Annotated in this window: 27 protein-coding genes; 8 read left to right on the plus strand and 19 right to left on the minus strand. The window is 52.7% G+C overall.

The annotated features are described in order from the left end of the window. Positions 1-65: 65 nt before the first annotated feature. The 6 genes from rseP to pyrH all read right to left on the minus strand — a co-directional run bounded on the left by rseP (position 66) and on the right by pyrH (position 5573). On the minus strand, positions 66-1403 hold the full coding sequence (gene rseP, locus CYQ09_RS05050; RefSeq protein ID WP_106744302.1) for an RIP metalloprotease RseP: 1338 nt from the start codon (positions 1401-1403) through the stop codon (positions 66-68). A 4-nt stretch (positions 1404-1407) separates the two neighbouring features. Next, positions 1408-2577: a 1-deoxy-D-xylulose-5-phosphate reductoisomerase gene (gene dxr, locus CYQ09_RS05055; protein ID WP_106744303.1), complete on the minus strand. Its 1170-nt coding sequence runs from the start codon at positions 2575-2577 to the stop codon at positions 1408-1410. Beyond that, positions 2574-3371 carry a phosphatidate cytidylyltransferase gene (locus CYQ09_RS05060; RefSeq protein WP_106744304.1) on the minus strand — a complete coding sequence of 266 codons (798 nt, stop codon included), beginning with the start codon at positions 3369-3371 and terminating at the stop codon, positions 2574-2576. The genes dxr and CYQ09_RS05060 overlap by 4 nt, the downstream gene beginning before the upstream one ends. A gap of 1 nt (position 3372) precedes the next feature. Further along, on the minus strand, positions 3373-4101 hold the full coding sequence (uppS, locus tag CYQ09_RS05065) for a polyprenyl diphosphate synthase (RefSeq protein ID WP_106744305.1): 729 nt from the start codon (positions 4099-4101) through the stop codon (positions 3373-3375). Between the two features lie 41 nt (positions 4102-4142). Continuing rightward, positions 4143-4706 (minus strand): ribosome recycling factor, encoded by a 564-nt coding sequence (gene frr / locus CYQ09_RS05070; RefSeq protein ID WP_106744306.1) that lies wholly within the window; start codon positions 4704-4706, stop codon positions 4143-4145. A 141-nt stretch (positions 4707-4847) separates the two neighbouring features. Then, positions 4848-5573 carry a UMP kinase gene (gene pyrH, locus CYQ09_RS05075; protein WP_106744307.1) on the minus strand — a complete coding sequence of 242 codons (726 nt, stop codon included), beginning with the start codon at positions 5571-5573 and terminating at the stop codon, positions 4848-4850. 104 nt (positions 5574-5677) lie between these two features. Between pyrH and miaA the strand changes: the two genes are divergently transcribed. Continuing rightward, positions 5678-6568: a tRNA (adenosine(37)-N6)-dimethylallyltransferase MiaA gene (gene miaA, locus CYQ09_RS05080; RefSeq protein WP_106744308.1), complete on the plus strand. Its 891-nt coding sequence runs from the start codon at positions 5678-5680 to the stop codon at positions 6566-6568. A gap of 67 nt (positions 6569-6635) precedes the next feature. Then, on the plus strand, positions 6636-7433 hold the full coding sequence (locus CYQ09_RS05085) for a helix-turn-helix domain-containing protein (RefSeq protein ID WP_106744309.1): 798 nt from the start codon (positions 6636-6638) through the stop codon (positions 7431-7433). Between the two features lie 10 nt (positions 7434-7443). Here the strand turns inward: CYQ09_RS05085 and CYQ09_RS05090 are convergent, their stop codons facing one another. Further along, complete coding sequence (locus tag CYQ09_RS05090) at positions 7444-8019, minus strand: lytic transglycosylase domain-containing protein (protein WP_106744310.1); 576 nt, start codon at positions 8017-8019, stop codon at positions 7444-7446. Between the two features lie 153 nt (positions 8020-8172). On the opposite strand from CYQ09_RS05090, the gene ssb reads away from it, so the two are divergent. Continuing rightward, positions 8173-8706: a single-stranded DNA-binding protein gene (gene ssb / locus CYQ09_RS05095; RefSeq protein ID WP_106744311.1), complete on the plus strand. Its 534-nt coding sequence runs from the start codon at positions 8173-8175 to the stop codon at positions 8704-8706. 84 nt (positions 8707-8790) lie between these two features. Here ssb and queF read toward each other — a convergent pair whose 3' ends face one another. The 6 genes from queF to CYQ09_RS05125 form a co-directional block, all read right to left on the minus strand. Next, positions 8791-9255, minus strand: coding sequence for a preQ(1) synthase (queF, locus tag CYQ09_RS05100; RefSeq protein WP_106744312.1), 465 nt, complete (start codon positions 9253-9255; stop codon positions 8791-8793). Positions 9256-9277: 22 nt separating this feature from the next. Next, complete coding sequence (gene queE / locus CYQ09_RS05105) at positions 9278-9985, minus strand: 7-carboxy-7-deazaguanine synthase QueE (protein WP_106744313.1); 708 nt, start codon at positions 9983-9985, stop codon at positions 9278-9280. After that, positions 9982-10335 carry a 6-carboxytetrahydropterin synthase QueD gene (gene queD / locus CYQ09_RS05110; RefSeq protein WP_106744314.1) on the minus strand — a complete coding sequence of 118 codons (354 nt, stop codon included), beginning with the start codon at positions 10333-10335 and terminating at the stop codon, positions 9982-9984. Before queD ends, queE begins: the two co-directional genes overlap by 4 nt. After that, positions 10335-11036: a 7-cyano-7-deazaguanine synthase QueC gene (gene queC, locus CYQ09_RS05115; protein WP_106744315.1), complete on the minus strand. Its 702-nt coding sequence runs from the start codon at positions 11034-11036 to the stop codon at positions 10335-10337. Before queC ends, queD begins: the two co-directional genes overlap by 1 nt. 107 nt (positions 11037-11143) lie before the next feature. After that, on the minus strand, positions 11144-12268 hold the full coding sequence (aroB, locus tag CYQ09_RS05120) for a 3-dehydroquinate synthase (protein WP_106744316.1): 1125 nt from the start codon (positions 12266-12268) through the stop codon (positions 11144-11146). A 1-nt stretch (position 12269) separates the two neighbouring features. After that, entirely contained in the window at positions 12270-12827 is a 558-nt protein-coding gene (locus tag CYQ09_RS05125) for a shikimate kinase (RefSeq protein ID WP_106744596.1), read from the minus strand. 363 nt (positions 12828-13190) lie between these two features. Here CYQ09_RS05125 and CYQ09_RS05130 point away from each other — a divergent pair, with 363 nt between their 5' ends. From CYQ09_RS05130 to CYQ09_RS05140, 3 genes are read left to right on the plus strand one after another with little or no spacing between them, the layout of a single operon-like run. Then, on the plus strand, positions 13191-14636 hold the full coding sequence (locus CYQ09_RS05130; protein ID WP_239495851.1) for a hypothetical protein: 1446 nt from the start codon (positions 13191-13193) through the stop codon (positions 14634-14636). Positions 14637-14653: 17 nt separating this feature from the next. Beyond that, positions 14654-15583 (plus strand): site-specific tyrosine recombinase XerD, encoded by a 930-nt coding sequence (locus CYQ09_RS05135; RefSeq protein WP_106744318.1) that lies wholly within the window; start codon positions 14654-14656, stop codon positions 15581-15583. Next, positions 15583-16878, plus strand: a complete 1296-nt coding sequence (locus CYQ09_RS05140) for an HlyC/CorC family transporter (protein WP_106359330.1) — start codon at positions 15583-15585, stop codon at positions 16876-16878. Before CYQ09_RS05135 ends, CYQ09_RS05140 begins: the two co-directional genes overlap by 1 nt. 37 nt (positions 16879-16915) lie before the next feature. On the opposite strand, the gene CYQ09_RS05145 is transcribed toward CYQ09_RS05140, so the two are convergent. Next, positions 16916-18457 (minus strand): helicase HerA-like domain-containing protein, encoded by a 1542-nt coding sequence (locus CYQ09_RS05145; protein WP_106744319.1) that lies wholly within the window; start codon positions 18455-18457, stop codon positions 16916-16918. A 378-nt stretch (positions 18458-18835) separates the two neighbouring features. Here CYQ09_RS05145 and CYQ09_RS05150 point away from each other — a divergent pair, with 378 nt between their 5' ends. Further along, a complete protein-coding gene (locus CYQ09_RS05150; RefSeq protein ID WP_106744320.1) occupies positions 18836-19450 on the plus strand; it encodes an invasion associated locus B family protein in 615 nt (204 codons plus the stop codon). A 38-nt stretch (positions 19451-19488) separates the two neighbouring features. Here the strand turns inward: CYQ09_RS05150 and CYQ09_RS05155 are convergent, their stop codons facing one another. From CYQ09_RS05155 to CYQ09_RS05170, 4 genes are read right to left on the minus strand one after another with little or no spacing between them, the layout of a single operon-like run. Then, positions 19489-20700, minus strand: a complete 1212-nt coding sequence (locus tag CYQ09_RS05155) for a beta-ketoacyl-[acyl-carrier-protein] synthase family protein (protein WP_106744321.1) — start codon at positions 20698-20700, stop codon at positions 19489-19491. Further along, positions 20700-20990: an acyl carrier protein gene (locus CYQ09_RS05160; RefSeq protein WP_430383329.1), complete on the minus strand. Its 291-nt coding sequence runs from the start codon at positions 20988-20990 to the stop codon at positions 20700-20702. Before CYQ09_RS05160 ends, CYQ09_RS05155 begins: the two co-directional genes overlap by 1 nt. 33 nt (positions 20991-21023) lie before the next feature. Beyond that, on the minus strand, positions 21024-22085 hold the full coding sequence (locus CYQ09_RS05165) for a UDP-3-O-(3-hydroxymyristoyl)glucosamine N-acyltransferase (RefSeq protein WP_106744597.1): 1062 nt from the start codon (positions 22083-22085) through the stop codon (positions 21024-21026). 31 nt (positions 22086-22116) lie between these two features. Continuing rightward, the gene (locus tag CYQ09_RS05170; RefSeq protein ID WP_239495870.1) at positions 22117-23706 is read right to left on the minus strand and encodes a L,D-transpeptidase family protein; all 1590 of its coding nucleotides are present in this window, start codon (positions 23704-23706) and stop codon (positions 22117-22119) included. Between the two features lie 357 nt (positions 23707-24063). Between CYQ09_RS05170 and CYQ09_RS05175 the strand changes: the two genes are divergently transcribed. Next, a complete protein-coding gene (locus tag CYQ09_RS05175) occupies positions 24064-24633 on the plus strand; it encodes a YcbK family protein (RefSeq protein ID WP_106744322.1) in 570 nt (189 codons plus the stop codon). Positions 24634-24708: 75 nt separating this feature from the next. Here the strand turns inward: CYQ09_RS05175 and CYQ09_RS05180 are convergent, their stop codons facing one another. Beyond that, positions 24709-26754, minus strand: a complete 2046-nt coding sequence (locus CYQ09_RS05180; protein WP_106744323.1) for an NADH:flavin oxidoreductase — start codon at positions 26752-26754, stop codon at positions 24709-24711. Positions 26755-26834 lie beyond the last annotated feature (80 nt).

The following is a 26834-nucleotide window of genomic DNA, read 5'->3' on the forward strand; positions in this document are numbered from 1 at the left end:
CAGTTATCTACGGAACTAGCCGGATTAAGGCCCAATGTCAAAATGACAAACGGCCAAACCCCGCCTTAAGGGCACAACACGGTATCGTTTAAGATCGTGAATGGGATCATGGTCAGAATAAATGCAAGACCGATGAACATGAACACTTTGATCGCCTTATCATTTGGCTTGCGCCGTGCGACAGCTTCATAGGCGTACAGAACCAAGTGACCGCCATCCAGAACCGGGATCGGCAACAAATTCATCAGCCCTACAGCGGCTGACAATGCCCCGATCAACCAGATAAAACTATGGGCCCCTTTTCGCGCCATAGATGCGCTCGTTTCGGCAATACCGACCGGTCCAGACAGGCTACAGGTCGAAATGTTACCCAAAAACATGTGCTTGATCGCGGAAAGTGTTGTTGTTGTGGATAGCCAAACACCGTTTGCGCCATATTTTAACGCAGCCCATGGGCTTATGTTCTGGGTCAAAGGCTCAAAGAAAAATTCGCCCGTCACACCGATCAAATATCGGGTTTCAAACCCACCTTCGGCCTTGGGTGTGTCAGTGCGACGCGCGGTCAACGTCACCTCGCGCGTGGCACCTGCGTTCCATAAATCTAAAGTCACCGGTGTTCCCGCGGCGATAATAACACGTTCTTGCAGTTGCTTGAATGAAAATACAGGCGATCCATCGATCGCCGTAATCACGTCATCCTTAATTAGCCCCGCCTCATCAGCCGCTGATCGTGGTGTGACCTGCCCGACCATCGAAGGCATTGGGAATGGCCCATTCACGATCATTTCCTCACCGTCGCGGACAATCGTGTAGTCGAGCTGTTTTTCATCAGGCAGAAGGTCAATCATGCCGACGGTACGTGTCGGATCGTCGAATTTCACGCCTTCAATCGCGATAAGAATATCACCGTATTCAAGATTATTTTCGTAACTTGGCGGTAGTGGTTTTGCGTCGCTGTATGTCAGCGGTTCAACCGCTTGTCCTTGTACCATGGCTGATCCCGCAAAGACCAATATCGCAAGAATAAAGTTAAAAAACGGACCAGCCGCAACAGTTGCGGTACGCGCCCAAAGCGGAGCACCTAGCATTGTGCGCCTTGGGTCGATTTCAGGTGCAACATCTTCGGCCCCAACACTAGCGGCATTCGCATCGCCCAAGAATTTCACGTACCCACCAAGAGGCAGCGCCGCGACTTGCCACCGTGTACCGTGCTTATCGACCCAACTGAACAAACGCGGGCCAAAGCCCAAGGAAAACACCTCAGCGTGGATTCCGCTCCAACGGCCGACGATGTAATGCCCGTATTCGTGGACTGTCACGATCACGGACAGCGCGACAACAAACGCAACGATTGCAAATGCGGCGTTACCGAAAATCGGCACAATCTGGTTAAGTAAATCCAAAATCTTATCCTAGCTTTGCAATGGCTTCGGCCGCATGAATTCGCGCCAGTTTGTCTGTCTCTAAGACATTATCAAGCGTAATGGCACCCGCAGTGATCGCCTGTTCAGATGACATTTTGTTTAACGTCTGGGCAACCACGTTTGCCATGTCTAAAAACCCGATTTGCCCATCAATGAACCCATCCAGCGCGCGTTCCTTAGCTGCGTTAAACACGGCCCCCGACAACCCGCCAGTTTCCATAACCTGATGCGCCAAATCGAGCGCCGGATACCGCTGGGTATCTGGTGCTTCGAAGGTGAGTTTGCCTAATTTCGCAAAATCGAGCCGTTCAACCGGGAGCGTGCGACGTTCAGGCCAATGCAATGCGTACCCAATCGCATGACGCATATCCGGCGGTCCGACATGTGCCATCAACGCCCCGTCATTGAAACCAACCATCGCGTGAATTGTGCTTTCACGGTGCACAAGCACCTCAATCATTTTGTGATCTACGCTAAAGAACTCTTTTGTTTCAATAAGTTCCATCGCCTTATTAAACATGGATGCGCTATCGATTGTGATCCGCTGCCCCATGTCCCAATTCGGGTGGCTAGAGGCCTGCGCCAATGTCGCGGTCGCCAGTTTTTCAAGCGGCCAATCCCGAAATGCGCCACCGCTGGCTGTGATAATGACCCGCTCTACCGCTGCCATATGTTCACCAACAAGCGCCTGAAATACAGCAGAGTGTTCACTATCAACAGGCAAAATTGTCGCGCCGTGTGCCTTGGCCCGCCCAAGCAACAACGGTCCCGCCGTCACCAAAGATTCCTTATTTGCAAGCGCAAGCGTTGTACCATGCGCCAACGCCTCGAGGCCCGGTACTAATCCGGCAGAGCCCACAATCGCTGACAGCGCCCAATCGACAGGACGCGCTGCTGCTTCGGCGATTGCAGCATCGCCTGATGCAACTTCGATACCTGTGCCTGAAAGGAGATCCTTTAACTCGGCATAGCAGTCATCATAGCAAGTGACAGCCACATCAGCGCCAAGGCGCTTTGCATCATCGGCCAATTTAGAAATATTGCGCCCACCTGTTAAGGCAACAACATCATAGTTATCAAGATCGCGTTCAATCAGGTCGATGGCACTTTGACCAACCGATCCTGTCGCGCCGAACAGCGTTATTTGCCTCAAAAGGCTACTCCTGGAACATTAAATACAGTCGCGACTAGCAACATAAACAAAGCAGCGCCCAATAGCGCATCAAAGCGATCGAACAGCCCGCCATGCCCAGGGATTAAGGTCGAGCTGTCTTTGACACCCATGCGACGCTTGAGAGCACTTTCAGCAATATCACCCATCTGTCCAGCAAAACTAAGCACCATTGAAATCACAATGATCCAAGGCCCTGCATTCGTGAATAAGGTAAAGACAAAGCCAACAAGCGCTGCGCCAATCCAGCCTGCTATTGTGCCGCTCCATGTTTTTTTAGGGCTGATTTTCGGCCAAAACTTTGGACCACCAAAACTCCGCCCCGCAAAATAGCCGAACACATCTGTGATGATCACGACAAGCATTAACCAAAGCAGCCAAACAAAGCCGTAGTCCATCCGAAAATGAACAAGCCCCCAACCTGCAATTTGTATTCCGAGTGCGAATACAAAGAATGTCACGCGTTCGTTTTTCAACTGCGTGACACCAATCAAAGGCACGACAAAAAACAAAAGCAAACCAAACAAGGTGCCGTCAGCAATTTGGCCAGACAAAACTGATGCAACGAGTGCAGCCAAAAGCATACCCTTTGTGGGTTCATCACCGCGGATCATCATCCACAGTTCCCAAACCATGACCGCAGTCACAAAAACAGCCAGCATCTGAAACCAAACACCGCCCATAATGATCCCAGCGGCACCAATCATGGTCATCGCCACACTAGACATGATCCGAACGGTCAGATCATCCCAATTCGAAGATTTAGGGGTCGTCATCTTAAGCAATTACTCCACCATACCGCCGTTCACGGCTGCCGTAACTGGCAAGCACTTTCGCGAATATGTCTGCTGTAAAGTCAGGCCAAAGCGTATCGATGAATTCGTATTCAGAATAGGCCGACTGCCATAGCAAAAAGTTAGAAATGCGTGCTTCGCCGCTGGTTCGAATAACTAAATCCGGATCGGGTAGCACATGGGTATCTAGAAAACCTGACAGTGTTTCGGCATCAACGTCTTTGTACGACAAGCGCCCCTGCTCGACCTCAAACGCCAAGCGTTGCGCCGCGCGCGTGACTTCGTCACGACCACCATAATTGATCGCAACAGTCAGATGCACCAAGTCATTATCAGCGGTCAGCAGTTCAAGATCATCCATCAGCCGAACAAGCTTATCATCGAGCCTGATGCGGTCACCGATGAATCGGACGCGCACGCCATTTGCCAATAGCGCCTTGGCTTCGCGTTCGATGTATTTGCGAAACAAGGTCATTAAGCCCGACACTTCGGACTGTGTCCGTTTCCAGTTTTCCGTCGAAAAAGCAAAAATCGTCAGATATTTAACGCCCTGTTCAGGGCATGCTGCAACAATTTCACGAACGCGGCGCGCGCCGGCATGATGGCCAAAAAGACGTGGGCGCCCGCGTTGCTGCGCCCACCGTCCGTTGCCATCCATGATAATCGCAACATGGTCAGGGCCTGTCTTTGGGTCGTCTTGATCCTTAGGCATTCTGGCTTTCCCACTACGCAGCGACGATGGCTTGGTTAATCTTAAACCTGCATGATCTCTTCTTGCTTGGTCTCAAGTGTTTCATCAACTTTTTTGATGTGATCATCGGTCAAGCTTTGCACTTCGGCTTCCCAGAATTTCTGGTCGTCCTCTGACATGCCATCGTTTTTGGCTTTCTTGATCTGATCCATACCGTCGCGGCGTAGGTTACGAATAGAAACACGCGCGCTTTCAGCATAGTTACCGGCGACCTTGGTCAAATCACGGCGACGTTCTTCGTTTAGTTCAGGGATCGGCAACATGATTATTGTGCCATTCAGTTGCGGATTAATACCCAAACCACTTTCACGAATGGCCTTTTCAACTTTACCGACAAGCCCTTTATCCCACACATTGATCGTCACCATGCGCGGCTCTGGTACGTTGACTGTGCCGACTTGGTTCACAGGCGTCATTGACCCGTAGGCATCAACCATAACCGGCTCGAGCATCGAACCAGACGCACGACCTGTCCGGAGTGACGCAAGCTCTGTCCGCAGGTTCGCAATTGCACCATCCATGCGGCGGGCCAAATCATCGGTATCTAGTTCAAAATCTTCTGACATCTTTTACTGCTCTTTCTTGGCGGGCATTGCCCGACTTTTGATCGTTTTACGGGAAACAGTGCTGGTTGTATAGGTTAGCAAATGTGCAGCGTTTGTGCAGATCACACCACGGTGCAACAGGTACCAACCTTACTCAATACGTTACTCGTGAACGATAGTATGGGTCCCCTCACCCGCCAAAATTCCGCGGAACCCGCCGGGTTCATCTAAGGAAAACACGATAATTGGCAGCGCGTTATCACGCGCCAAAGCAATGGCACTGGCATCCATCACGCCCAGATGCTTTTGCAGGACTTCATCATATGTCACGTCATCATACCGAACTGCATCGTCATGTTTCGCGGGATCTTTGTCGTAAACCCCATCGACCTTTGTACCCTTAAAGATCGCTTCACACGCCATCTCATTGGCACGCAATGTCGCGGCTGTGTCAGTCGTGAAATAAGGGTTTCCCGTGCCTGCAGCAAAGATGCAAACGCGTTTCTTTTCCAAGTGACGCACGGCACGGCGGCGAATATAGGGCTCGGCCACCTCGTTCATCGTAATCGCGGAAATAACGCGGGTGTGAATGCCCAACTCTTCAAGTGCAGACTGCATAGCAAGCGCATTCATCACTGTCGCGAGCATCCCCATATAATCTGCGGTGGTCCGCTCCATCCCTTGCGCTGACCCCTGAAGGCCGCGGAAGATGTTACCACCACCAATGACCATGCAAATTTCAACACCCATATCGTGGACGGATTTCACTTCTTTGGCGATGCGCTGCACTGTTGGGGGATGCAAACCAAAGGTGGTATCGCCCATCAGCGCCTCACCCGAGATCTTAAGCATTACGCGCTTATACGCTGTCTTCTCAGTGTCACTCATGGCGGCCCCCGGCTCTATGTTGTTCTGTCGGGCAAAATGTCGCAAAACGACACCGAATTCAATGGCACCTTGCCGACAAAACACGAAGCTGCGCAAATAGAGTTATGATCACTATTCATCCCAACCAACCCGTTCTTATTGCGGGGCCGACGGCCTCGGGCAAATCTGCGCTTGCACTGCATATCGCGCAAAGCCAAGGCGGCGTTATTGTAAACGCAGACGCATTACAGGTTTTCGACGGCTGGCGGATTATTACGGCCCGCCCTGATGATGACGACCTATCATTGGCAGACCATGCCTTATACGGCCATATTCCATTTGATGCAGCGTATTCTGTCGGTCATTGGCTGCGCGACGTGACCCCATTTATTCACGGCGAAAAACGCCCAATCATCGTCGGCGGTACAGGGTTAAACTTTAATGCCTTACTCAATGGCTTGGCCGAGATCCCTGAGACACCCGCATCAGTCAGAGCGCAGGCAAATGAGCTACCGCTTGATACTCTTATCGACGAACTTGACGCGGCAACAGCGCAACGCATTGATCTGAACAATCGGATGCGTGTCCAACGCGCATGGGAAGTTTTAAAAGCAACCGGACGTCCGCTAGCAACATGGCAAGACAACACGCCTCCGCCGCTGCTCAATTTTGACCAAGCCGCCTGCATCAATCTAAACGCCGACACCGATTGGCTGAACGATCGGATCACGCGCCGGTTTGACCAAATGCTTGATCAAGGAGCCATTCACGAAGCGCGTGCCATGCTGGACATATGGAATCCGACGCATGCATCCTCCAAGGCTATCGGCGCCCCAGAACTTATCGCCCACCTGAAGGATGAAATGACACTTTCAGAAGCACGCGACGCGGCGATTATTGGTTCCAGACAGTACGCAAAGCGCCAAAGAACGTGGTTTCGTTCACGCCACAGGAACTGGTTTCAACTTGAGATTGATCAAGCCGACATATCCGCAACAGTGGAATTTACGAAATGACAGACGCGTTGATTTAAAACAATTTTCCGTCAAACTGATTGAAAGAGTCAACATTGGGACAACGTTGATGACTATGATGTCGGAAGTGAAAGCGGCGCTTACACTCGCGCCTATGAAGCACTACGGAATGAATGGCCGCTGGCGCACAGAGGCCATGCGCAGCCACGCAACCCCGCGGCTCATTCACATTACTAAGGGACAAGGCCGCATTACGGTTGCAGGCCTGACAAACGGGTACGGACCCAATAACCTGATCTATATCCCACCGCACACAATGTACGGTATGGAAGTCGGGCCGACGGTCTTTGCACAAATCATGTCTTTACCTGATGATGGCGGCATGCCGATCTCTCCCTTTCATCTGAGATTGCGTGATGTCGGGCCTCAAAAAGAGCTTCAAGCTCTGTTCGAAGCTATTGAACGTGAACTACTCCCCAGCGGTGATCCGCGCGCTGTGAATTGCCACCGAATACTGCTCAGCATTTTCGTTGAACGCCAGTTGAACAATCATCACGACACGAGCAGCGACGCGCGACGCAATTCTGCTTCGGCGAAACTAGTCGCACGCTACACCGCGCTTATTGCACATGATTTCAGGTCAGACCGGACTGTCGCAGATTATGCTGCTGACTTAAGCGTCACGCCAACGCATCTCACACGATGCTGTCAGCAAACCTGCAACCGATCGGCGTTGAAGCTGTTAAACGAACGCATTCACTTCGAAGCATGCATTCTGCTAAGCGAAACCCGGAGTTCCGTACAAGATATCGCCGATCGACTTGGATTTCAGTCTGCAGCCTATTTCACGCGCACATTCAAAGATCGAACAGGTGAGACGCCGACACACTTCCGCAAAGCTTTGTAATTCGGGCGGATCAACGCCCCCAGATTACCCGAACGTAGTTTTGGGTTTCTGCATAGGGTGGCACATCGCGATAGCGGTCAACGGCCCCCGGCCCCGCATTATAAGCCGCTAAGGCAAGCCGCCAATCGCCAAATTTTTCATATTGCTGACGTAGATAACGCGCGCCACCGTTCAGATTTTGGGCTGGATCACCCGGATCCACCCCCAGAACTGCCGCCGTCTGCGGCATGAGCTGGGCCAATCCTAACGCACCTTTGACGGAAATCGCATTTGCGTTCCAACCGCTTTCTTGCTGAACAAGGCGCAAAAATAGATCGGCGGGTATATTGTGACGCACGGCAGCAGCGCGCGCCATGGCAAGATAGGGCCCTCGATACGATCCGTTATAGGGCGCGATAAACGCGACGCCCTCTGCGCTTGGCGGTAAGAGCCTTTCGGAATTTGAGTATTGTGTTGCAGCGCGGTTATCTAAAACGGACGTTTGACTTTGCAACAACCGCGTCCGGTTCATTGTCGATACTTGTTCTTGCGCCCACAGTGGGCAAGCAACCAAAAGAAAAACGGCCCCAACAATCGGTGTCTTCATCCGCACGATCCTATACCGCTTTAAAATCTGTTGACCCTATTTAGGTATTTTTAATCAATCCGCCAAGGCTTGCAATGTAACCATTCGATAACCTTGTTGCGGCATCCCCAGTCTGTCACAAAAGCGCAAACAAGAATCGTGGGAGATACCGCTATGGCCGGATCAGTGAACAAAGTTATTCTCATCGGCAATCTGGGTGCCGACCCTGAAGTCCGCAACTTTCAGAACGGCGGCAAAGTGTGCAACCTGCGCATCGCTACATCTGAAACTTGGAAAGATAAAAACACCGGCGAACGCCGTGAGAAAACAGAGTGGCACTCTGTTGCGATCTTCCAAGAAGGTCTGGTTCGCATTGCAGAACAGTTCCTACGCAAAGGATCAAAGGTTTACATCGAAGGCAAACTGCAAACACGTAAGTGGCAGGATCAGTCAGGTGCTGACCGCTATTCCACCGAAGTCGTTCTACAAGGTTTCGACGGTACGCTTACTATGCTGGACGGACGCGGCGAAGGTGGCGGCCAAGGTGGCGGCGGCGGCAACTATGGTGGCGGTCAAAGCGGCGGCGGTTATGGCGGCGGTAGCGGTGGAGGCTATGGCGGCAACGACGGTGGCTACGGTGGCGGTCAAGGCGGTGGCGCCCCTGCGGGTGGCGGCGGTAGCGACATGGACGACGAAATCCCGTTTTAAGTCTCAGGCATTTTATCATAAAATAAAGGCCGCGCATTGTGCGCGGCCTTTATTTTTTTCTCATAACTAAGACCACAGGCAGGATTATCCGCGACCGCGATAAGGTGGGACCCCTTGGTCGGGTATCCAGACGCCTTCGGGCATCGCACCTGTTTGCCAGAACACATCAATTGGAATGCCCCCGCGCGGATACCAGTATCCACCAATGCGCAGCCATTGAGGCTCTAAAAACTCTGCCAAACGACGGGCGATAGAAACGGTGCAATCTTCGTGGAACGCGCCATGATTCCGGAACGAACCTAAGAACAGCTTGAGTGACTTGCTTTCGATCAACCACGCAGCGGGCACATAGTCGATCACCAGATGGGCAAAATCCGGCTGACCTGTCATCGGGCAAAGCGACGTAAACTCGGGCGCGGTAAAGCGCACGTTATATGCAACGTCGGCCTGTGGATTTGGAACGCGTTCCAACTCGGCCTCTTCGGGGGTGGCTGGCATAACCGTCGCGCCGCCCAGTTGCTTTAGATTGCTATAGATATCGTCACTCATACGATTTCTCCTATCGGAATGATTAAACGCCGCGTTTGTTGCCCCAGACCAGAACATGCAACTGTGGCAAGACCCGAGGGGTGAACCAACAGTCAGCCGTCACCTTTTCGATCAGCCAGTGTAGGCGGTCGATTGTGGCCGTTAAGTCCACTGGCTCGTTTGGGTCGACCTCTGAATTACCCGGTTGCAGGTATAGCGGCAGATGCGGATATTTTTCGGATGCAGCTTTGGCCCAAGCGTAATCTTCGTCATCAAAGATCACGATTTTCATCACTATTTCGGGCCCACCTTCTGCAGCAGCAAGGCACTTGTCGAATGCGGCCCAGTCAACGGTTTCCTCGCTAGAAGGCGGCTTTGGACTTAGCACCAATGTGTCAAGATCGCCGAACCATGGCTTGGCAATCGAGCCTTGTGTTTCGCAGGCGAATTTATAACCGTCGGCTTTACCTAATGCGATCACTGGCGCAAAGTCTTGGATCGCAGGGTTGCCGCCAGAAATCGACACAGTCAGTGGCCGTCCACCAGAAAGCCGGGCAACTTCTTTCCAGACCTCTTGCGGTTCCATGACGTGCCAATCGTGCCGATTAGCGCTGTCCACGGCATGCATCGAGTCGCACCAGACGCAGCGATAATCACACCCGCCAGCGCGGATGAATACGGTCGGCTCACCGATCAGCGCGCCCTCGCCCTGAATTGTCGGTCCGAATATTTCTGCAATTCGTAAGGTCATGGGCGATACTCGGCCCAAGTTTTCGGAGTTTCAGAAACCTTAACCGCCGACGTTTCCGGCCAGCGTGCTTTGCACCATTCGTAAAAATGAAGCGCCATGTTTTCGGCCGTTGATGGTCCATCCAGAACATCATTTAGGTGCCGGTGATCGAAGGTCCCGTCGATATAATCCTTCAGCGGTTTTAATTCGTGATAATCACGCACAAAACCATCCGAGTTAAGCGACGCAGCGGCCAGTTCAACGACCACGATGTAGTTGTGACCATGCAAACGCGCGCATTGGTGATCCTGTGGCAGATGCGACAGTTGATGCGACGCCGAAAAGTGAAACTCTTTAGATATGCGAAACATCAATTGCCCTCATGCGCCGCAATAGCGGCCTGCCAGAAATCTGGGTCTTCGTAATCCGTCGGGTCTTCGACACCTGCCAAATAGAACGCCTCGCGACGCTCAACACAGGTTCCGCAGCGTCCGCACTGTTTTTCGCCGCCCTTATAGCACGACCATGTTTCGGCAAATGGCGTCTCAACGCGCGCACCTTCGGTCACAATGTCGGCCTTCGATCGGTGCACAAATGGGGTCGACAGTGTTACATCTGCGTAACCGTCCAGCGCTGCGCGCTGCATCCGGTCAAAACTTTCTGTGAATGCAGGTCGGCAATCGGGATAGATAAAGTGATCGCCCCCATGCACCGCTGTCGCCACCGCGTCGTCACCGTTCGCGGCGGCAATACCATAGGCAATGGTCAGCATAATCGCATTCCGATTCGGCACCACTGTGATTTTCATGGTCTCTTCGGCATAGTGGCCGTCGGGAACATCGATATCATCCGTCAGTGCGGAACCGCTAAGTGCGGCACCGATTTGGCGCATATCGATGATGTGATGCGGCACACCCAGCCGAACGGCACATGCTGCCGCATAGTCGAGCTCTTTGCGGTGGCGCTGTCCATAGTCAAAGGACACCAGCCGAGAAAGATTGCCGTCATTGGCAACCACATGCGCAAGCGAAACGGAGTCCAGTCCGCCTGAGCAGATAACAATCGTCTTCATTTTTCAGTCCTTGTTTTGTTGACCGGGTAGGCTGCGACCGGTGGGGCGCCGTTTAGACAAGGCGGCGTAAGAAGGCAACAGCGTTTAAAGTTAACGCTGCCCTTCCGTTACGTGCGAGCGCGCTTCAACGCGAGCGCATCGTTCAATACTGCGAGAACCTGATCTGACGGGACATCGGAGGTGATAAAAGCGTCGCCAATCCCACGTGCCAAGATAAAGCGCAGCTTGCCATCAATGACCTTTTTATCTTGCCCCATCAGGGCCAAGAGCCCTTCGGCATCCGGCAGGTCTCCCTCGATATCAGCGACATCCACTTTCATACGCATATCACGTAAATGCGCACGCACGCGGCTTGGGTCTTCTTGACTGCAAAGCCCCAGACGTGCCGACAGTTCGAACGCCATCGCACAACCGATCGCGACGCCTTCGCCATGCAGCAAGCGGTCAGAATAACCTGTCGCAGATTCGAGCGCGTGCCCAAACGTGTGCCCAAGGTTCAACAACGCCCGGTCGCCCTGCTCTGTCTCGTCACGTTGCACAATGTCGGCCTTCAGCTCGCATGATCGTGTCACCGCACGAATCCGTGCATCCATGTCGCCCGCAGCCAATGCTGGCCCTTGGGATTCGAGCCAGTCAAAAAACGCAGCATCGCCGAGCATGCCGTATTTCACGACTTCGCCATAACCAGCCAAAAAATCGCGTGCGGTCAGCGTACCCAATAGCGCTGTGTCAGCCAGAACCAGACTTGGCTGATGAAACGCGCCAATCAGGTTTTTCCCATGCGGAGAGTTAATGCCTGTCTTACCGCCAACCGAGCTATCCACCTGCGCCAAAAGCGTGGTCGGAATTTGCACGAAACGCACGCCGCGCCGCATGATCGCTGCCGCAAAGCCAGCTAAGTCACCGATGACGCCACCACCAAAGGCGATGACGATATCGCCGCGCTCGACCTTTTGGGCGAGCAACCACTCAACCGAACGTTCTAATTGCGCCCAACATTTCGTTGTTTCTCCGGGCGGAAGGGCAAGCGCTTCGGACGTGAGCCCTGCCCGCTCTAATCCGGCCTGAAGCTCTGCCAGATGCAGACCAGCAACGGTTTCATCTGTCAGGATACAAACATGTTTTCTTCCACCAAACGCCGCGACATAGGTGCCGGCCTGATCCAAAAGACCCGGACCAATATGAATGTCATATTCGCGACCGGGCAAATCAACGTGTACTGTGGCGGTCATATTAAGTGATCTCCATGATGTCGGGTCGTGAGGTCAAAGCATCTAGCGCGCTTTGTGTTGTGTCTTCGATGGTTGCGTCGCGTGCGACCTGCAAACGAACACCGGCATGTTCATAGATGGGGCGACGTTCGTTATAGATAGCTGTCAGCGTTCCCTTGGGATCCGGGGTTCGCAGCAAGGGGCGGGTGTCTTTGTGACGTACGCGATCCCAAAGCGTTTCAAGATCAGCATCAAGCCAAAGCGCAACGCCCATTTCGCTAATCGCAGCCCGATTTCTTTCAGCCAAGAACGCGCCGCCGCCCGTTGAAACAATACCCGGAGGGCCAGAAAGCAGCCGACGCAGCACCTCGGCTTCGCGCTCGCGAAAAAACGCCTCGCCGTCGCGCTCAAAGATTTCAGCGATCGACAGAGCGGCTGCGGCCTCGATTGCGGCGTCACTATCGACGAACGGAACATGCAACCGATCTGCCATCGCGCGACCAATCGCCGACTTGCCAGACCCCATCATCCCCACCAACACAACTGTGCGATGCAGCTGATACTCCGGCCCGTCTGTCATTCGTTTTTGCCCCCCGACATTCGGCATTTTGCCGCCTCACGTAAAATTAATGAATGAATGCCGTGATCTTGCGGAAAAGGCCATATATAAACACTTCAATAGTTGGCATTAAGACCACATAATGAGGCATATAAAGAGGAACGGGGCAGATAATGTTGCGGCTCATCAAGGCACTTTTGTTTTTATTCGTTTTGGCAGGCGTCGGTTTGATCGCGTTTGCCTATATCGGACCGATATTTTTTCCGGCTGATTTTGCGGCCCCTTCAAGCGAGGTAACACGCCCTGTTACGCTGGAAACAAACTAAACGCGCCGCGCTTCTTTGCTGCGTCATTAGCACGCCCGTCTTTGCACAAGACGAACCCTTGTCGGCGATCGATTGGCTGTCGCGTAGCGTCCAGCCAAACATTGTCGTGATGGAACCGCCCGTTAGCCACGGTGCGACATCGCCACATGTTACCGTGACGCCGCTTGATCGCCCATCAAAGGACCCCATTGGCCTGCTGCCGACTGATGTAACGGGGTTACCCCCGACCATCTGGTCATCCAGTAATGAAGATACGCTTGTCACGCTGTTGATGGCGGAACGCATTGAAATGCTGCCCGCAATTCAAGAATTCGTAAAGGTACTTATCCTCGCCGAGGCAGACCCACCACTGAATGCCAGCCCCAGCGGCACGTTGTTTTTGGCCCGCGTTGATAAATTATTGGACCTTGGCGCAATTGAACCTGCCAAGGCGCTGATCGAACAGGCCGAACCGGATACCGCCGACCTGTTTCGCCGCTGGTTTGACGTCGCGCTACTGACTGGCACCGAAAATGATGCCTGCGATGTCATGGGACAAAAACCATCAATCGCACCGACCTATTCCGCACGCATTTTCTGCCTCGCGCGTAATGGTGACTGGTCGACCGCGGCGTTGACGCTGAACACACACCGGGTCCTTGGCGACATCACAGCATCCGAAGAAATGCTACTCACTCGCTTTCTTGATCCTGATATATTCGAAGGTGAACCGCCGCTTGATCCACCTGCCAGGATAAGTCCACTTATGTTCCGCATGCACGAAGCAATCGGGGAAGGCTTGATAACCGCTGATTTACCACTGGCATTTTCGCACGCAGATTTACGGCCCACGGTGGGTTGGAAATCTCAGATAGAGGCAGCCGAACGTTTAGCACGACATGGGGCAGTCTCAGAGAATGTCTTACAGGATTTCTACACAGCACACACGCCGGCCGCGTCTGGAGGTGTTTGGGACCGTGCGCGGGCGGTACAGCGGTTTGACCGTGCGGTCACAAACCAAGACGCCGATGCGATTGCGCTGACACTTCCTGCGGCTTGGGCCGCGATGAAGCAAGCGCGCACAGAAATTCAATTTGCAAAACTATACACCCTAGCGCTTCAAGATACGGAGTTGTCAGGCGATGCACGTTTGATTGCGATCACCATCGGGCTTTTATCCCCCAACTATGAAGAAGTCGCGATCAACGCAGAGACCACGTCATATGATCCATTCTTAATCGCCCTTGCGCGTGGGCGCCCTCAAGAGGTTCGCGTTACGTCACCAACTGCGCTCGCTATTCAAGCGGCATTCAACGGTGCCCAACCGCCTGCTGTACTGCAAACTTTGGTCGACGATGGCAAGCTTGGTGAGGCACTGTTGCGTGCTACTGCGATCTTTAACCAAGGCTATGCAGGCGATTTTCGATCATTAACTGACGCATTGTCATTGATGCGCACCGTTGGCTTAGAAGACGTTGCGCGTAGGGCGGCTCTTCAATTATTGATTTTGGAACGTGCGACGTGACAGCAACAGACCGATCAATGGCACGTTGGATTCAAGTTTTTCTCGAGGCGCAAGCCGCTGAATTGGATGCGGCAACGAACACTCAGTTGGCCTACGCACGCGACTTGCAAAACTTGGCAGCATGGCTTGCCGATAAAAATTTGCACTTTTCAACTACAACTCGCGATCATGTGGAAAGTTATTTGATTGATTGCGAAAACGAAGGGCTATCCAAAGCAACGCGCGCGCGCCGGTTATCAGCGATCAAACAATTATACAGGTTCGCGTTTGAAGAAGGATGGCGTGAAGACAACCCTGCCATCCAAATCAAAGGACCGGGGCGTGCAAAACGCCTCCCCAAAACGCTTGAGATCGTAGAGGTCGACCGTCTTTTAGACGCTGCACGCAATACCCCACGCGAGGCATTGCGCAACACATGCCTGATGGAGTTACTCTATGCGACGGGAATGCGCGTAACCGAATTAGTCAGCCTGCCAGTTTCAGCCGCGCGCGGTGATCCACGGATGCTGTTGGTCCGCGGTAAGGGCGGCAAAGAACGTCTTGTTCCGCTGTCACCCCCTGCCCGGGACGCATTGGCGGCTTATCTGATTTCACGTGATGCCGCCGAAGACGCAGGACGTAAAGACGGCAAACCAACCTCATCATTTCTGTTCCCCTCGCGCGGAAAACTAGGCCACCTGACCCGGCACCGTTTTTTTGGATTGATCAAGGAATTCGCCGTAGCTGGTGGTGTTTCACCTGAAAAGGTCACACCGCACACGCTGCGCCACGCATTTGCGACGCATTTGTTGGCTGGCGGTGCCGATTTACGGTCTATTCAGACAATGTTGGGCCATGCGGACGTGGCGACAACAGAAATCTATACACATGTTCTAGATGAACGACTAAAAGAGCTGGTGCTCGAACATCATCCGCTTGCAAAAGCCGGCAAAACCGAAAGACCGTAATGGACACCCTGACTTCTGACGCCACATTTTGGATAACAGCTGGCGCAATCCTGATCTTACTTATCCTATCCGGCTTTTTCTCGGGATCAGAAACGGCGCTGACTGCCGCATCACGCGGCAAATTACGCACGGCGGCCGATAAGGGCTCGAAAGGTGCACAGACTGCGCTTCAGGTGACCGAAGACAGCGAACGCCTGATCGGTTCTGTTTTGCTGGGCAACAACGTTGTGAATATCTTAGCGACATCACTTGCCACTGCGTTACTAACGAAAATATTTGGTCAAAACGGCGTGGCAGCGGCAACGCTGATTATGACATTGCTGGTGCTGATCTTTGCCGAGGTGTTGCCTAAAACATTTGCCATAACTTACCCGGAAACTGTCGCCTCAAAGGTGGCTGGACCCATTGCGCTTGTTGTTTTGGTGTTTTCGCCGATGGTGGCCGCCGTACGTTACCTCGTACGCGGCGTGCTGTATCTTTTTGGCGTGAGAACCGACCCCGACAGTAACATTCTTGCCGTGCGCGAAGAAATTGCTGGCGCGTTGCAACTGGGCCATTCCGAAGGGATCGTTGAAAAAGAAGATCGGGACCGGATTTTGGGTGCGCTAGACCTGAACGAACGCGCAGTCGAAGAAATCATGTTGCACCGTTCTAGCATCCAAATGGTCGATGCGGACCAGAGCCCACAAGATATGCTGACGCAAATTCTAGATAGCCCGCACACGCGTTTGCCGCTTTATCGCGGTGATCAGGAAAACATTGTTGGTGTGATCCACGCCAAAGACTTGCTGCGCGCAATGCATAAGTTACTGGCTGGATCAGACGCCCAAGGCCTTGCCGCGTTTGATGTGATGAAGGTCGCCATGCCGCCCTACTTTGTGCCGGAAACGACGACACTAGACGACCAAATGCGTAACTTCTTGAAACGCCAAACCCATTTTGCGTTGGTTGTGGACGAATATGGTGGATTGCAGGGGTTGATTACCCTTGAAGATATCCTTGAAGAAATTGTCGGCGAAATCGCTGACGAATTTGACGATCACGAAGAAGATATGATCGAAGCCACCGCCGATGGCGCTTATATCGTCGATGGGGGCATGACGATCCGTGATCTGAACCGCGCGCATGACTGGGGCCTGCCAGACGACGAAGCAAATACAGTCGCAGGCCTTGTCATTCACGAGGCGCAAATGATCCCCGTCGAAGGGCAAGTGTTTTCGTTCCATGGCTTCCGATTTGAGGTTCTCAAGAAAGAAGAAAACCGGATCGCGACGCTGAAAATTCGACAGTTGTGATTTAGGAAGGGTGGATTGAAATCTACCCTACGAACAACTACCGCGCCTTAAACAGGCTGCCCAAAATCCCACGAACAATCCGACGGCCTGTCGTGCCCTTCAGCTCTTTGGCGACAACAGACGCTAATGCCCCACCAAAACCGCCACCCGACGATTTTCGCGACGACGAACTGCGACGGCCTTCGCTACGCCCGCCATCATAACGGCGCGCATTGCGAAATTCCCGTTCTTTCTCATCCGCTTCAGCTTCGGCCGCCTCTGCTGCCTCGGCCTCTTTGGCTGCGGCTTCTGCCTTTTTCGCCAACATCTCATGTGCGCTTTCACGATCAAGCGGCGTATCGTATTTACCAGCCATTGCCGATGCATTCATTACCGCCTTGCGGGTCGCATCATCAATCGGGCCCAGCTGTGAGGACGGCGGACGGATTAGGGTACGTTCTACAACTTGCGGAATCCCTTTTCGGTCAAGGAATGACGTGACCGCCTCGCCTGTGCCGACTTCTTGGATCGCCTCGGCGGTATCAAATGCAGAATTATCACGATAAGTTTCTGCTGCCGTCTTTAGCTCTTTACGGTCTTTGGCCGTAAACGCCCGCAGCGCATGCTGCACACGATTACCAAGCTGCCCCAGGACATCATCAGGAATATCGCCCGGATTTTGCGTGACGAAATAGACGCCAACCCCTTTCGACCGGATCAAACGCGCGACCTGTTCGACCTTATCAACAAGAACCTTCGGTGCATCGTCAAACAGCAAATGCGCCTCATCAAAAAAGAAAACAAGCTTGGGTTTATCCGGGTTACCGACTTCGGGCAGTTCTTCGAACAACTCTGACAAAAGCCACAATAAGAACGTCGCATACAAACGCGGGCTACCCATCAGTTGGTCTGCGGCAAGAATATTGATCTCTCCGCGACCATCTCGGGTGCGCATCATGTCTGACAAATCAAGAGCCGGCTCACCGAACAACGCGGACCCACCTTGGTTTTCGAGCACAAGCAGTTCGCGCTGAATTGCCCCGACAGAAGATGACGCAACATTGCCGTAGCGCAGCGAAAGTTCTTTCGCATTTTGCCCGACCCACACGAGCATCGCCTGCAGGTCTTTTAGATCCAATAGAGGAAGACCCTCTTCGTCGGCTACGCGGAATGCGACGTTCAATACGCCTTCTTGAACATCGGTGAGGCCCATCAAACGCGCCAACAACAATGGCCCCATCTCTGCCACAGTCGCACGAATGGGGTGACCTTTTTCCCCGAACAAGTCCCAAAACGTTACAGGAAAGCTGTCGTATTGCAGATCAAGGCCGATGGTCTTGGCGCGTTTTGTAAATGCCTCGTGCAATTTAAAATTTGGGCTGCCTGCCGCGGCAAGGCCTGATAGATCACCTTTGACGTCTGACAAAAACACCGGCACACCAGCGGCAGAGAACTCTTCCGCCATGATCTGTAACGTCACCGTTTTACCTGTACCGGTCGCTCCGGCAATCAGCCCGTGACGGTTGGCTTTATCCAGCAGCATGGTTTGCGCCACGCCGTAATCCTGCGCGCCGCCACCGATAAAAATATGATCTGCCATGCTACCGTCCCTCATTTTAAGTTTGTATCAAAATACATCGTTGGCCAATTGATGCTAGCCTAAAGCATGGCACAAACGCAGCCCTGCGTCGCCTCACCTAAATTTTCCCCGTAAACCTTACAACGTTCAATACAGTCGATTTTTTTCAGGCTGTGCGATTCCTATTTAATGTTGACGCACCCTGTCACATTGCGTAACTTTCATGACAATTAGTCGGCCAAGTCCGGCAGGGAAAAATGGAAAAGGGTTCCTTCGGGGACCCTTTTTCTATTTCAGCACGCGCATTTGTGAGCGGAACATAGCCTTGACAGGCCATTCCCCCACTGACAGCCCTAAACGCCCATGATAAGCAGGTTCAAAAGCTAAAGGACCTATCGTATGCGCAGTACATTTAAATCAATCGTTGTTGCCGCCTTGTTGATGCAAGGAACAACAGCTTTCGCCCAAGACGCGACAGAAGCCGAAGTAGAAACGCCCACCGAAGAAGTCACTGATTCTGCAGCGGACCTTGATCTTGGTCAACCTGCTGGCCCTGCGGTCGGCCAAGCCTACATTCTGCAAGAATTCGGCGACTGGGCGATGCGCTGTGTGCGTGCGCCTGAGGGTGAAGCAGACCCCTGCAATATGTATCAACTGCTAAGTGACAGCGAAGGCAACGCCATCGCTGAGTTCAACTTCTTCCGCCTGCCAGAGGGAGCAACCGCCGCAGCCGGCGCAACAGTTGTTGTTCCACTTGAAACACTGCTGACCCAACAGTTAACTCTTGCGGTTGATGGGCAAAATGCGCGCAGTTACCCGTTTCGCTTTTGCAATCAAGGCGGCTGTGTCGCGCGACTTGGTTTTACCGAAGCAGAGATAAACCAGTTTAAACGTGGTGCCGGCGCTACAATTCGCCTTGTGCATGCTGCAAATCCAAACCAAGAAATCATGCTCGATTTATCGCTGACCGGCTTTACCGCGGGATACGAAGGGTCAGTTGGCCCAAGCGAATAAGATCGATTGCACCTGACCGCAAGGTCGGGTGCTATTCCCTAATTTAGGTTGCGCAGAGCGATTACTGCGTTCAATCCGCCAAATGCAAAAGCGTTGGACAACACAACGTCAACCTTTGCATCACGTGCCTCATTTGGCACCACATCCATTGCGCATTCTGGATCGGATTCTTCATAGCCAATTGTTGGGGCAATCACGCGGTCCTTTAGTGCCATGATACAGGCAAGTAGCTCCACAGCGCCCGTACCGCCAATCAAATGACCGTGCATAGATTTCGTCGAGGACATCATGAGATGGTCAGCGTGATGGCCGAATACGTCAGCCACGGCAGCGCATTCTGTCTTGTCGTTTGCCGCCGTGCCAGTGCCGTGTGCATTAATATATCCCACACTGTCCAGCGCGACACCCGCGTCGTTCACCGCCCCCGCGATAGCCCGCGCGGCACCTTGCTTTGAAGGGGTCACGATATCAGACGCGTCAGATGACATTGCAAAGCCAGCAACTTCGCACAGTATGTCTGCACCGCGCGCCACCGCATGCTCATAATCTTCGAAAACATAGACCGCAGCGCCTTCACCTTGGACCATACCGTTCCGAGTCGCCGAAAATGGACGGCAGGCGTCTTTGGACATAACGCGCAAACCTTCCCAAGCTTTTATCCCGCCAAAACAAAGCATCGCTTCTGAGCCGCCAGTTATCATGACTTTAGACATACCACTGCGAACCATGTTGAACGCCTGCCCCATCGCGTGATTGGATGATGCACAGGCCGTCGCAACTGTGAAGGTCGGTCCGCGCAAATTCCATTCGATGGAAACATGACTGGCCGCCGCATTGTTCATCAGCCGCGGCACGATGAACGGGTGTACGCGATTTTTACCTTCTTCATAAACAGCGCGATAGTTTTCATCTTGGGTTGTCAGCCCCCCACCAGATGTCCCCAAAACTACACCAGATCTATCCGCCAAATCACCAGAGAACGTTAAGCCGGACTGGCTGATGGCCTGACGTGCGGCAAGCAATGCAAATTGCGTAAAGCGATCGTAAAGCGCAAGCTGTTGGCGGTTAAAGTGGCTCGCTTCTTCATAGCCTTTGATCTGCCCGCCAATCTGGATAGACAGCCGATCCACATCCTTGATATCAAGCGGCCCAATGCCACAGCGCCCTTCGCGGAATGCTTCGAACGTGCTGGCAACATCTGTACCAAGCGGGTTGATTGTCCCTGCGCCAGTAATAACGACACGGCGCATTATGAGGATTGCTCGGTCTTAAGTTTATCGACAGCATCCACGATCGACGCGATGGACGATATATCGAAATCACTTTCGGTTGGATCGTTCGCATTGAATGGAACCGTAATGTCAAAGCTTTCCTCTATTGCAAAAATGCTTTCGACTAAGCCAAGACTATCGATACCCAAATCTGCAAGCGTGTGCTCCATCTTAACGTCAGATGGTTCAAGCATGGCCTGCTCTGCTATTATTGCGATCACCTGTTCTTTGATGCTCATGGTCTGAGATCCGTTATTGTTTAATGCGATTTAGGTCGTTTTGCCTAAGAATGAAACAGTTTCTTAACGCTTTGCCAAACTGTTCAACAATCGTGGCAACCGACGTAGCGCTTTGTAACTTTCTAAGTGCGTATTCATTTTGGTTGCCGGATACCCCATCATGACCCTTCCTGCCGGTACATTTGATAGCACGACAGAACCGCCCCCCAATACGACATCAGCGCCAATTGTAACGTTATCTGCGATGCCTGCCTTCCCCCCGACGACAACGCGATCACCGACGACCGTGGACCCTGCAACGCCAGCTTGGGCGCATAGCAAACAGTGTTCGCCAACAATCACATTGTGGCCAACCTGCACCAGATTATCGATTTTTGTGCCCTTGCCCACACGCGTTGCCCGGATTGTTCCGGCATCGACAGTGGAACCTGCCCCAATTTCCACATCATCCCCGATTTCAACGCCCCCCAAAGAATGGATACGGTGCCATGTCGGGTCATCAGGCGCTGTCATGGGAACATTACCTAGTGTTTCGCGGGCGAGCTCAACATTTGATGGTTCGACGCTTACAAAGGAAAACCCGTCAGCCCCGATCACGACGTTTGGCTGTAATATAACGCGTGCGCCCAAGACCACGTTCCGCTGTATCCGGACGCCGGCATGTAGCTGACAGTTTTTGCCAATAACCACGTTGGAACCTATGCTCACATGATCGGAAATCCATGTCCCTGCCCCGATCACAGCATCAGCACCGATGACTGCAAATGCACCGATGACAACACCTTCGCCAATCTGCGCCGAAGGATCGATGACCGCGTGCGGGCTAATTCCCGCACCAGACAGCGGCTTGTCTAACATTTGCGTCAGGCCGGCCATCGCCAAACGGGCACGTGGCGCGTAAATCGCAGCCTCCAGCCCCAATGCCTGCCAATCGGACCCGGGCCAAACAACGGCAGCCCGCGCATGACCGTGGGACAGTGCGTCACCGTACGCTGGGGTCATCGCTAGCGCCAAATCACTGCGCCCTGCGGTTCCGGGTTCAGACGCCCCATCGACCAAAATGTCAACGGCGCCAAAGGCCTGAGCCCCGAGCGCCGCTGCGATGTCTCTGATTGAATGTGCCATCATACCCTCGGATTAAATTCCGAGGTCAGATTTACCCGCGAACGGCGCGAACCGCCACCCCTTCGCGTGAAAGTGCGTTCCAAATACGCGCATCACGGCCATAGACGTCACGGCGATATTGCATGTGACCTTCTGGTTTTGTGAAAGCTGTCCGATAGACCAAGTGTACTGGAACCGGATCGTTCAAATTAACACGCTGCTCTGTGCCCGTCCGCAAGCGGCTTTGAAAGAACTCCTCCGGGTTAGAAACCTGACGTGCCAACAGCGCATAGGCAAAGTCAAACGGGTCCGCCAGACGAATACAGCCGTGGCTAAATGCACGTGTTTCACGACCAAACAGGCTTTTGGATGGCGTATCATGTAGATAGATATTGTATCGGTTCGGGAACATAAACTTCACAAGACCCAGAGCATTACCCCGGCTCGGAGGCTGGCGCATAGAGAAAGGGAAATTTGCTTCGGTATATTGTGTAAAATCAACTGCACCACGGTTGACAGTCCGCCCCCGCGAGTCGGTGATTTGTAGCTGACTAACCGCATTTGGGTTTTGCTGAAGCTGTGGCAGGTATTCTTTCGTGATGATTGAACGCGGCACATACCAACTTGGGTTGATGACCATGAACTCCATTACATCAGAAAATTCAGGGCTGACGCGATCACGATGGTTCGCACCGATCACAGAACGCGTTTCAAACGTTACCACATCGTTATCTACGATTTTAGCAGTAAAATCAGTGAGGTTCACCCAAACATGACGTGTGCCGCGCGGGCGGTTATTCCAGCGTTCGCGCTCCATTGCGACGATGATCGACTGCAAGCGGCTTTCTGGAGCCACGTTAATTTCACGCAAAGTGCCCTGACCGGCAGTGCCATCAATCGCAAGACCATGAGCCTGCTGAAACCGCTGCACTGCGGCCACGATAGATGCATCATATGTCTGGGTATTGGTACGCTCAAGAAAGCCCATCGCGATCAAACGGTTACGAAGCGCGACAACACGGTCGCCACTGCTTCCCGCCTCTAACTTACTGCCCGGGACAGTTGGCCCCCAGCCACCGGCCGCAAGTAGGCGTTCCATCGCGATTTTTTCGCGCATCAAACGGGTATACTCTGGCGAGCTCGGCGGAAGCGCACGCAAGAATGCGTCGGGATTGGACTGCACAAACGCGCGCGCTGTGGCAAGCGGTGGACGATAAGGCACTTGGCGATGAATATTGCTATCAACCCGTGAAGGAACAAGAATACCGGTCTGCACGTCCCTTGCATACTGCAAAAACATCCGAGTGAGTTCCACCTCAACGCTGCCTTGCTCGGCGGCAGTTGATGCCGCTTGCAAGCGCGCCATCAGCGGCTGAGGGTCATATTGGTCAGACGACAACCCATGATCACCAGCAGAGGCAAATGCCGTCATCAGCGCGTTACGGCGACGACGGTCACCGCTTGTGCTCCAGATGCCTTCATAATTGCGCTCGCGATAGAATGCGGCAATATCATCATCAGATGCAGCAGCCTGTGCAACGGCTTGACGAAAATCTGTTACCTGCGCCTGTACCGTTTGAGCGGCAAACAACATCACCGCAATCGCACTCATGAAAAGCCAAACGCGCGCGCCGCGAGGCATACTCTTCATCAACATTACTATTCCCCTAAGAAAATCTCGTTCTAAACCTAGTCTATTAGGCAACATACTTAAATAAGAGTATGAATATCCATACTTTGAGGAAGTCCATTCATAATCCCGCGAGCCGCCGACACAACGCATGCGGTGTTGCGCCAATACAGCCTAACTTTCAAGCGCCCGTAAGGTTCCAGCATATATTCTGCGCTATTTCTCGCTTATTTCCCCTTTATTCGATAAAATTGATCCAAACACCCCTTGGTCAACGAATCAAAATGTGCCATAAAATGTGCACATCTGGGGACACGATGAAAAAAGCCGCAAAGCGGCACAGTTGAGCGACGGGACAGGCGCAATTCAATGACGAACAAAAACTCCTCTGGGATCACACGTCGCGGTTTGCTTGGTGCATTTGCGGCAACGGCGGTAGCGGCAACTCCAACATATGCGAACGCAGCCGGATTTCTTCGCGGCGCAGGCGACATTCGCCGCATTTCTATGTACTCGGGTCGGACTGGCGAAAGTTTAGACACCATTTATTGGATCGAAGGCGAATATATCGCTGAAGCCGTCCGCGAAATTAATATCCACATGCGCGACTGGCGGACAGGCGAAGCAGTCCAGATGGATTTACGCACCATTGATATTATGGCTGCAGCTTCCAACCTGATGGAAGCGAATGAACCTTACCTACTCTTGTCGGGTTACAGATCGCCGCAAACTAACGCGATGTTACGTGGCCAGTCATCTGGCGTTGCACGTAATTCCCTGCATATGCGCGGACAAGCCGCTGACCTACGACTGCAAAGCCGGTCAACCGCACAAATGGCAAGCGCAGCTGTTGCCTGTCATGCTGGCGGTGTCGGCCGATATAATGGTTCAAACTTTGTTCACATGGATTGCGGCCCAATACGGACTTGGCGCGGATAACACCTAAGCACCAAACGACACCACACAAGGGGGCTTTGAGCCCTCTTTTTCATTTCTACACCAGCCGCAACAGATTCAGATATCCTTAACAAGCCTAAGCGCATCATAAATCGCCGCATGCGTATTGCGCGCTGAAACAGCATCCCCGATCCGAAACAATTGAAACGCTCCATTTGGGTTACGCAAAACGTTTTGCGGCAAGCCAGAAATCAATGCCTGTTGATCTATTGCGCCACCATTTGAGCTTTGCCCCTTAAGATCAAAATAAAGATCGTCTAGCGGCATCGTACCGTAATTAATGACGATCTGATCGTAGTCCTTTTTATATGACTGATCGCTATAGTCAGTGCCAATAACTGCACTAAGCTTGTTGCCGTTGGGTTCGACCGAAAGCAACCGCCGTGTCACTGTAAAGGTAACATCGTGTTCTTGTAGTGACCGCATATATGGCACCAAATTCATCGCCATAATATCAGGCGCAAACGTTCGGTCAGGCGTCATTATCTCGATCTTGGCGCCAGTAGTTGCGGCAACCTCCGCAGCTTGTAACGCAGGATGATCACCACTTTCATCATAGATTAGTATATTGTCAGCAGGTTTAACATCACCAGCGATGATATCCCACGACGTCACAACATGCGGTACATCACCGCCTGTTTCGAATAATTCCGTGTTTGGCATTCCGCCCGTCGCAATGACTACAACATCTGGATTTAACATAGCAATATCAGATACTTCAGCATATGTATTAAAGTGAAAGGTGACATCCCGCGCCGCGCATTGCGCCATGCGCCAATCGATGATCGACAGCATTTCACGTCGACGCGGATTTTGCGCAGTAAGACGTATCTGGCCACCAGGATCAGGTTGCACTTCGAATACAATCACCTCGTGACCGCGTTCAGCCGCGACGCGTGCCGCCTCAAGACCCGCAGGTCCGGCGCCAACAATCACGACCTTCCGTTTTTCCTGTGCTGGGGCAATGTCATGCGGCATTGTCAGCTCGCGCCCTGTTGCAGCGTTATGAATACACAAGGCGTCCCCGGCCTGATAAATACGATCAAGACAATAGGTTGCACCAACGCAAGGGCGAATATCGTCTTCACGACCTTCGATGATTTTTCGCACCACATGTGGGTCAGCCATATGCGCACGGGTCATCCCAACCATATCCAACAAACCAGCGTCGATCGCGTGCCGTGCAGTCGCAACATCTGGTATTTTGGCGGCATGAAATGTTGGCATTCCGGTCAACTTTTTTACTTTCCCTGCAAAATCTAAATGCGGTGCGTTGGCCATGCCTTGAACTGGAATAAGGTCCGTCATTGCAGGGTCCGTATGAATCCGCCCGCGGACGACATTCAAAAAGTCAAGCTGACCCGTTTGTGCTAGCTTTTGCGATATCAGCAAACCATCTTCGGCGGTGATCCCCCCTTTTTGAGCTTCGTCGGCTGTATACCTGAAACCAACAATAAATTCATCACCAACGCGTTTACGAATAGCGCCCAAGACATCTAGCGGGAACCGCATGCGGTTTTCCAATGTATCCGCACCATAAGGTCCAACCAAATCATTCGTAAGCGGTGACCAAAACTGATCAAGCAGATGCCCGTAGACCTGCAATTCGATCCCATCCATGCCGCCTGCCTGCATGCGTTCGGCCGCATCCGCGAAATCGCTTATAATGCGCTCAATGTCCCAGTCCTCTATGAGCTTTGGAAACGCACGATGCGCTGGCTCACGGTGTTTAGACGACGATACAGATGGTAACCAATCGCCCTTGTTCCATGCTGTGCGGCGACCAAGGTGGGTCAGTTGGATCATCACCGCACAACCATGCTCGTGACACCCATCTGACAGATTTTTAATCCACGGAACGACTTCGTCTTTATAGGCCAGAATGTTATTAAATACGGGCGGGCTATCCTTAGATACGGCCGCTGATCCCGCTGTCATAGCAAGGGCCACCCCTGCCCTCGCACGCTCTTCGTGATAGGCCCTATATCGCTCTTTTGGCATACCGTCTTCTGGGTACGCCGGTTCATGACTAGTGGTCATGATCCGATTTTTCAGCGTCAGATGTTTCAACTGGTATGGCTGCAAAAGGGGATCTTTGGACATCGGGAAACCTTTGTGGCTATGCACTGATTTAATTGACACCTATGTCAATTTACTCATTGATCACCTCAATTGACATACCT

It is taken from the genome of Yoonia maritima, from assembly GCF_002933395.1.
GTDB classification, from domain to species: domain Bacteria; phylum Pseudomonadota; class Alphaproteobacteria; order Rhodobacterales; family Rhodobacteraceae; genus Yoonia; species Yoonia maritima_A.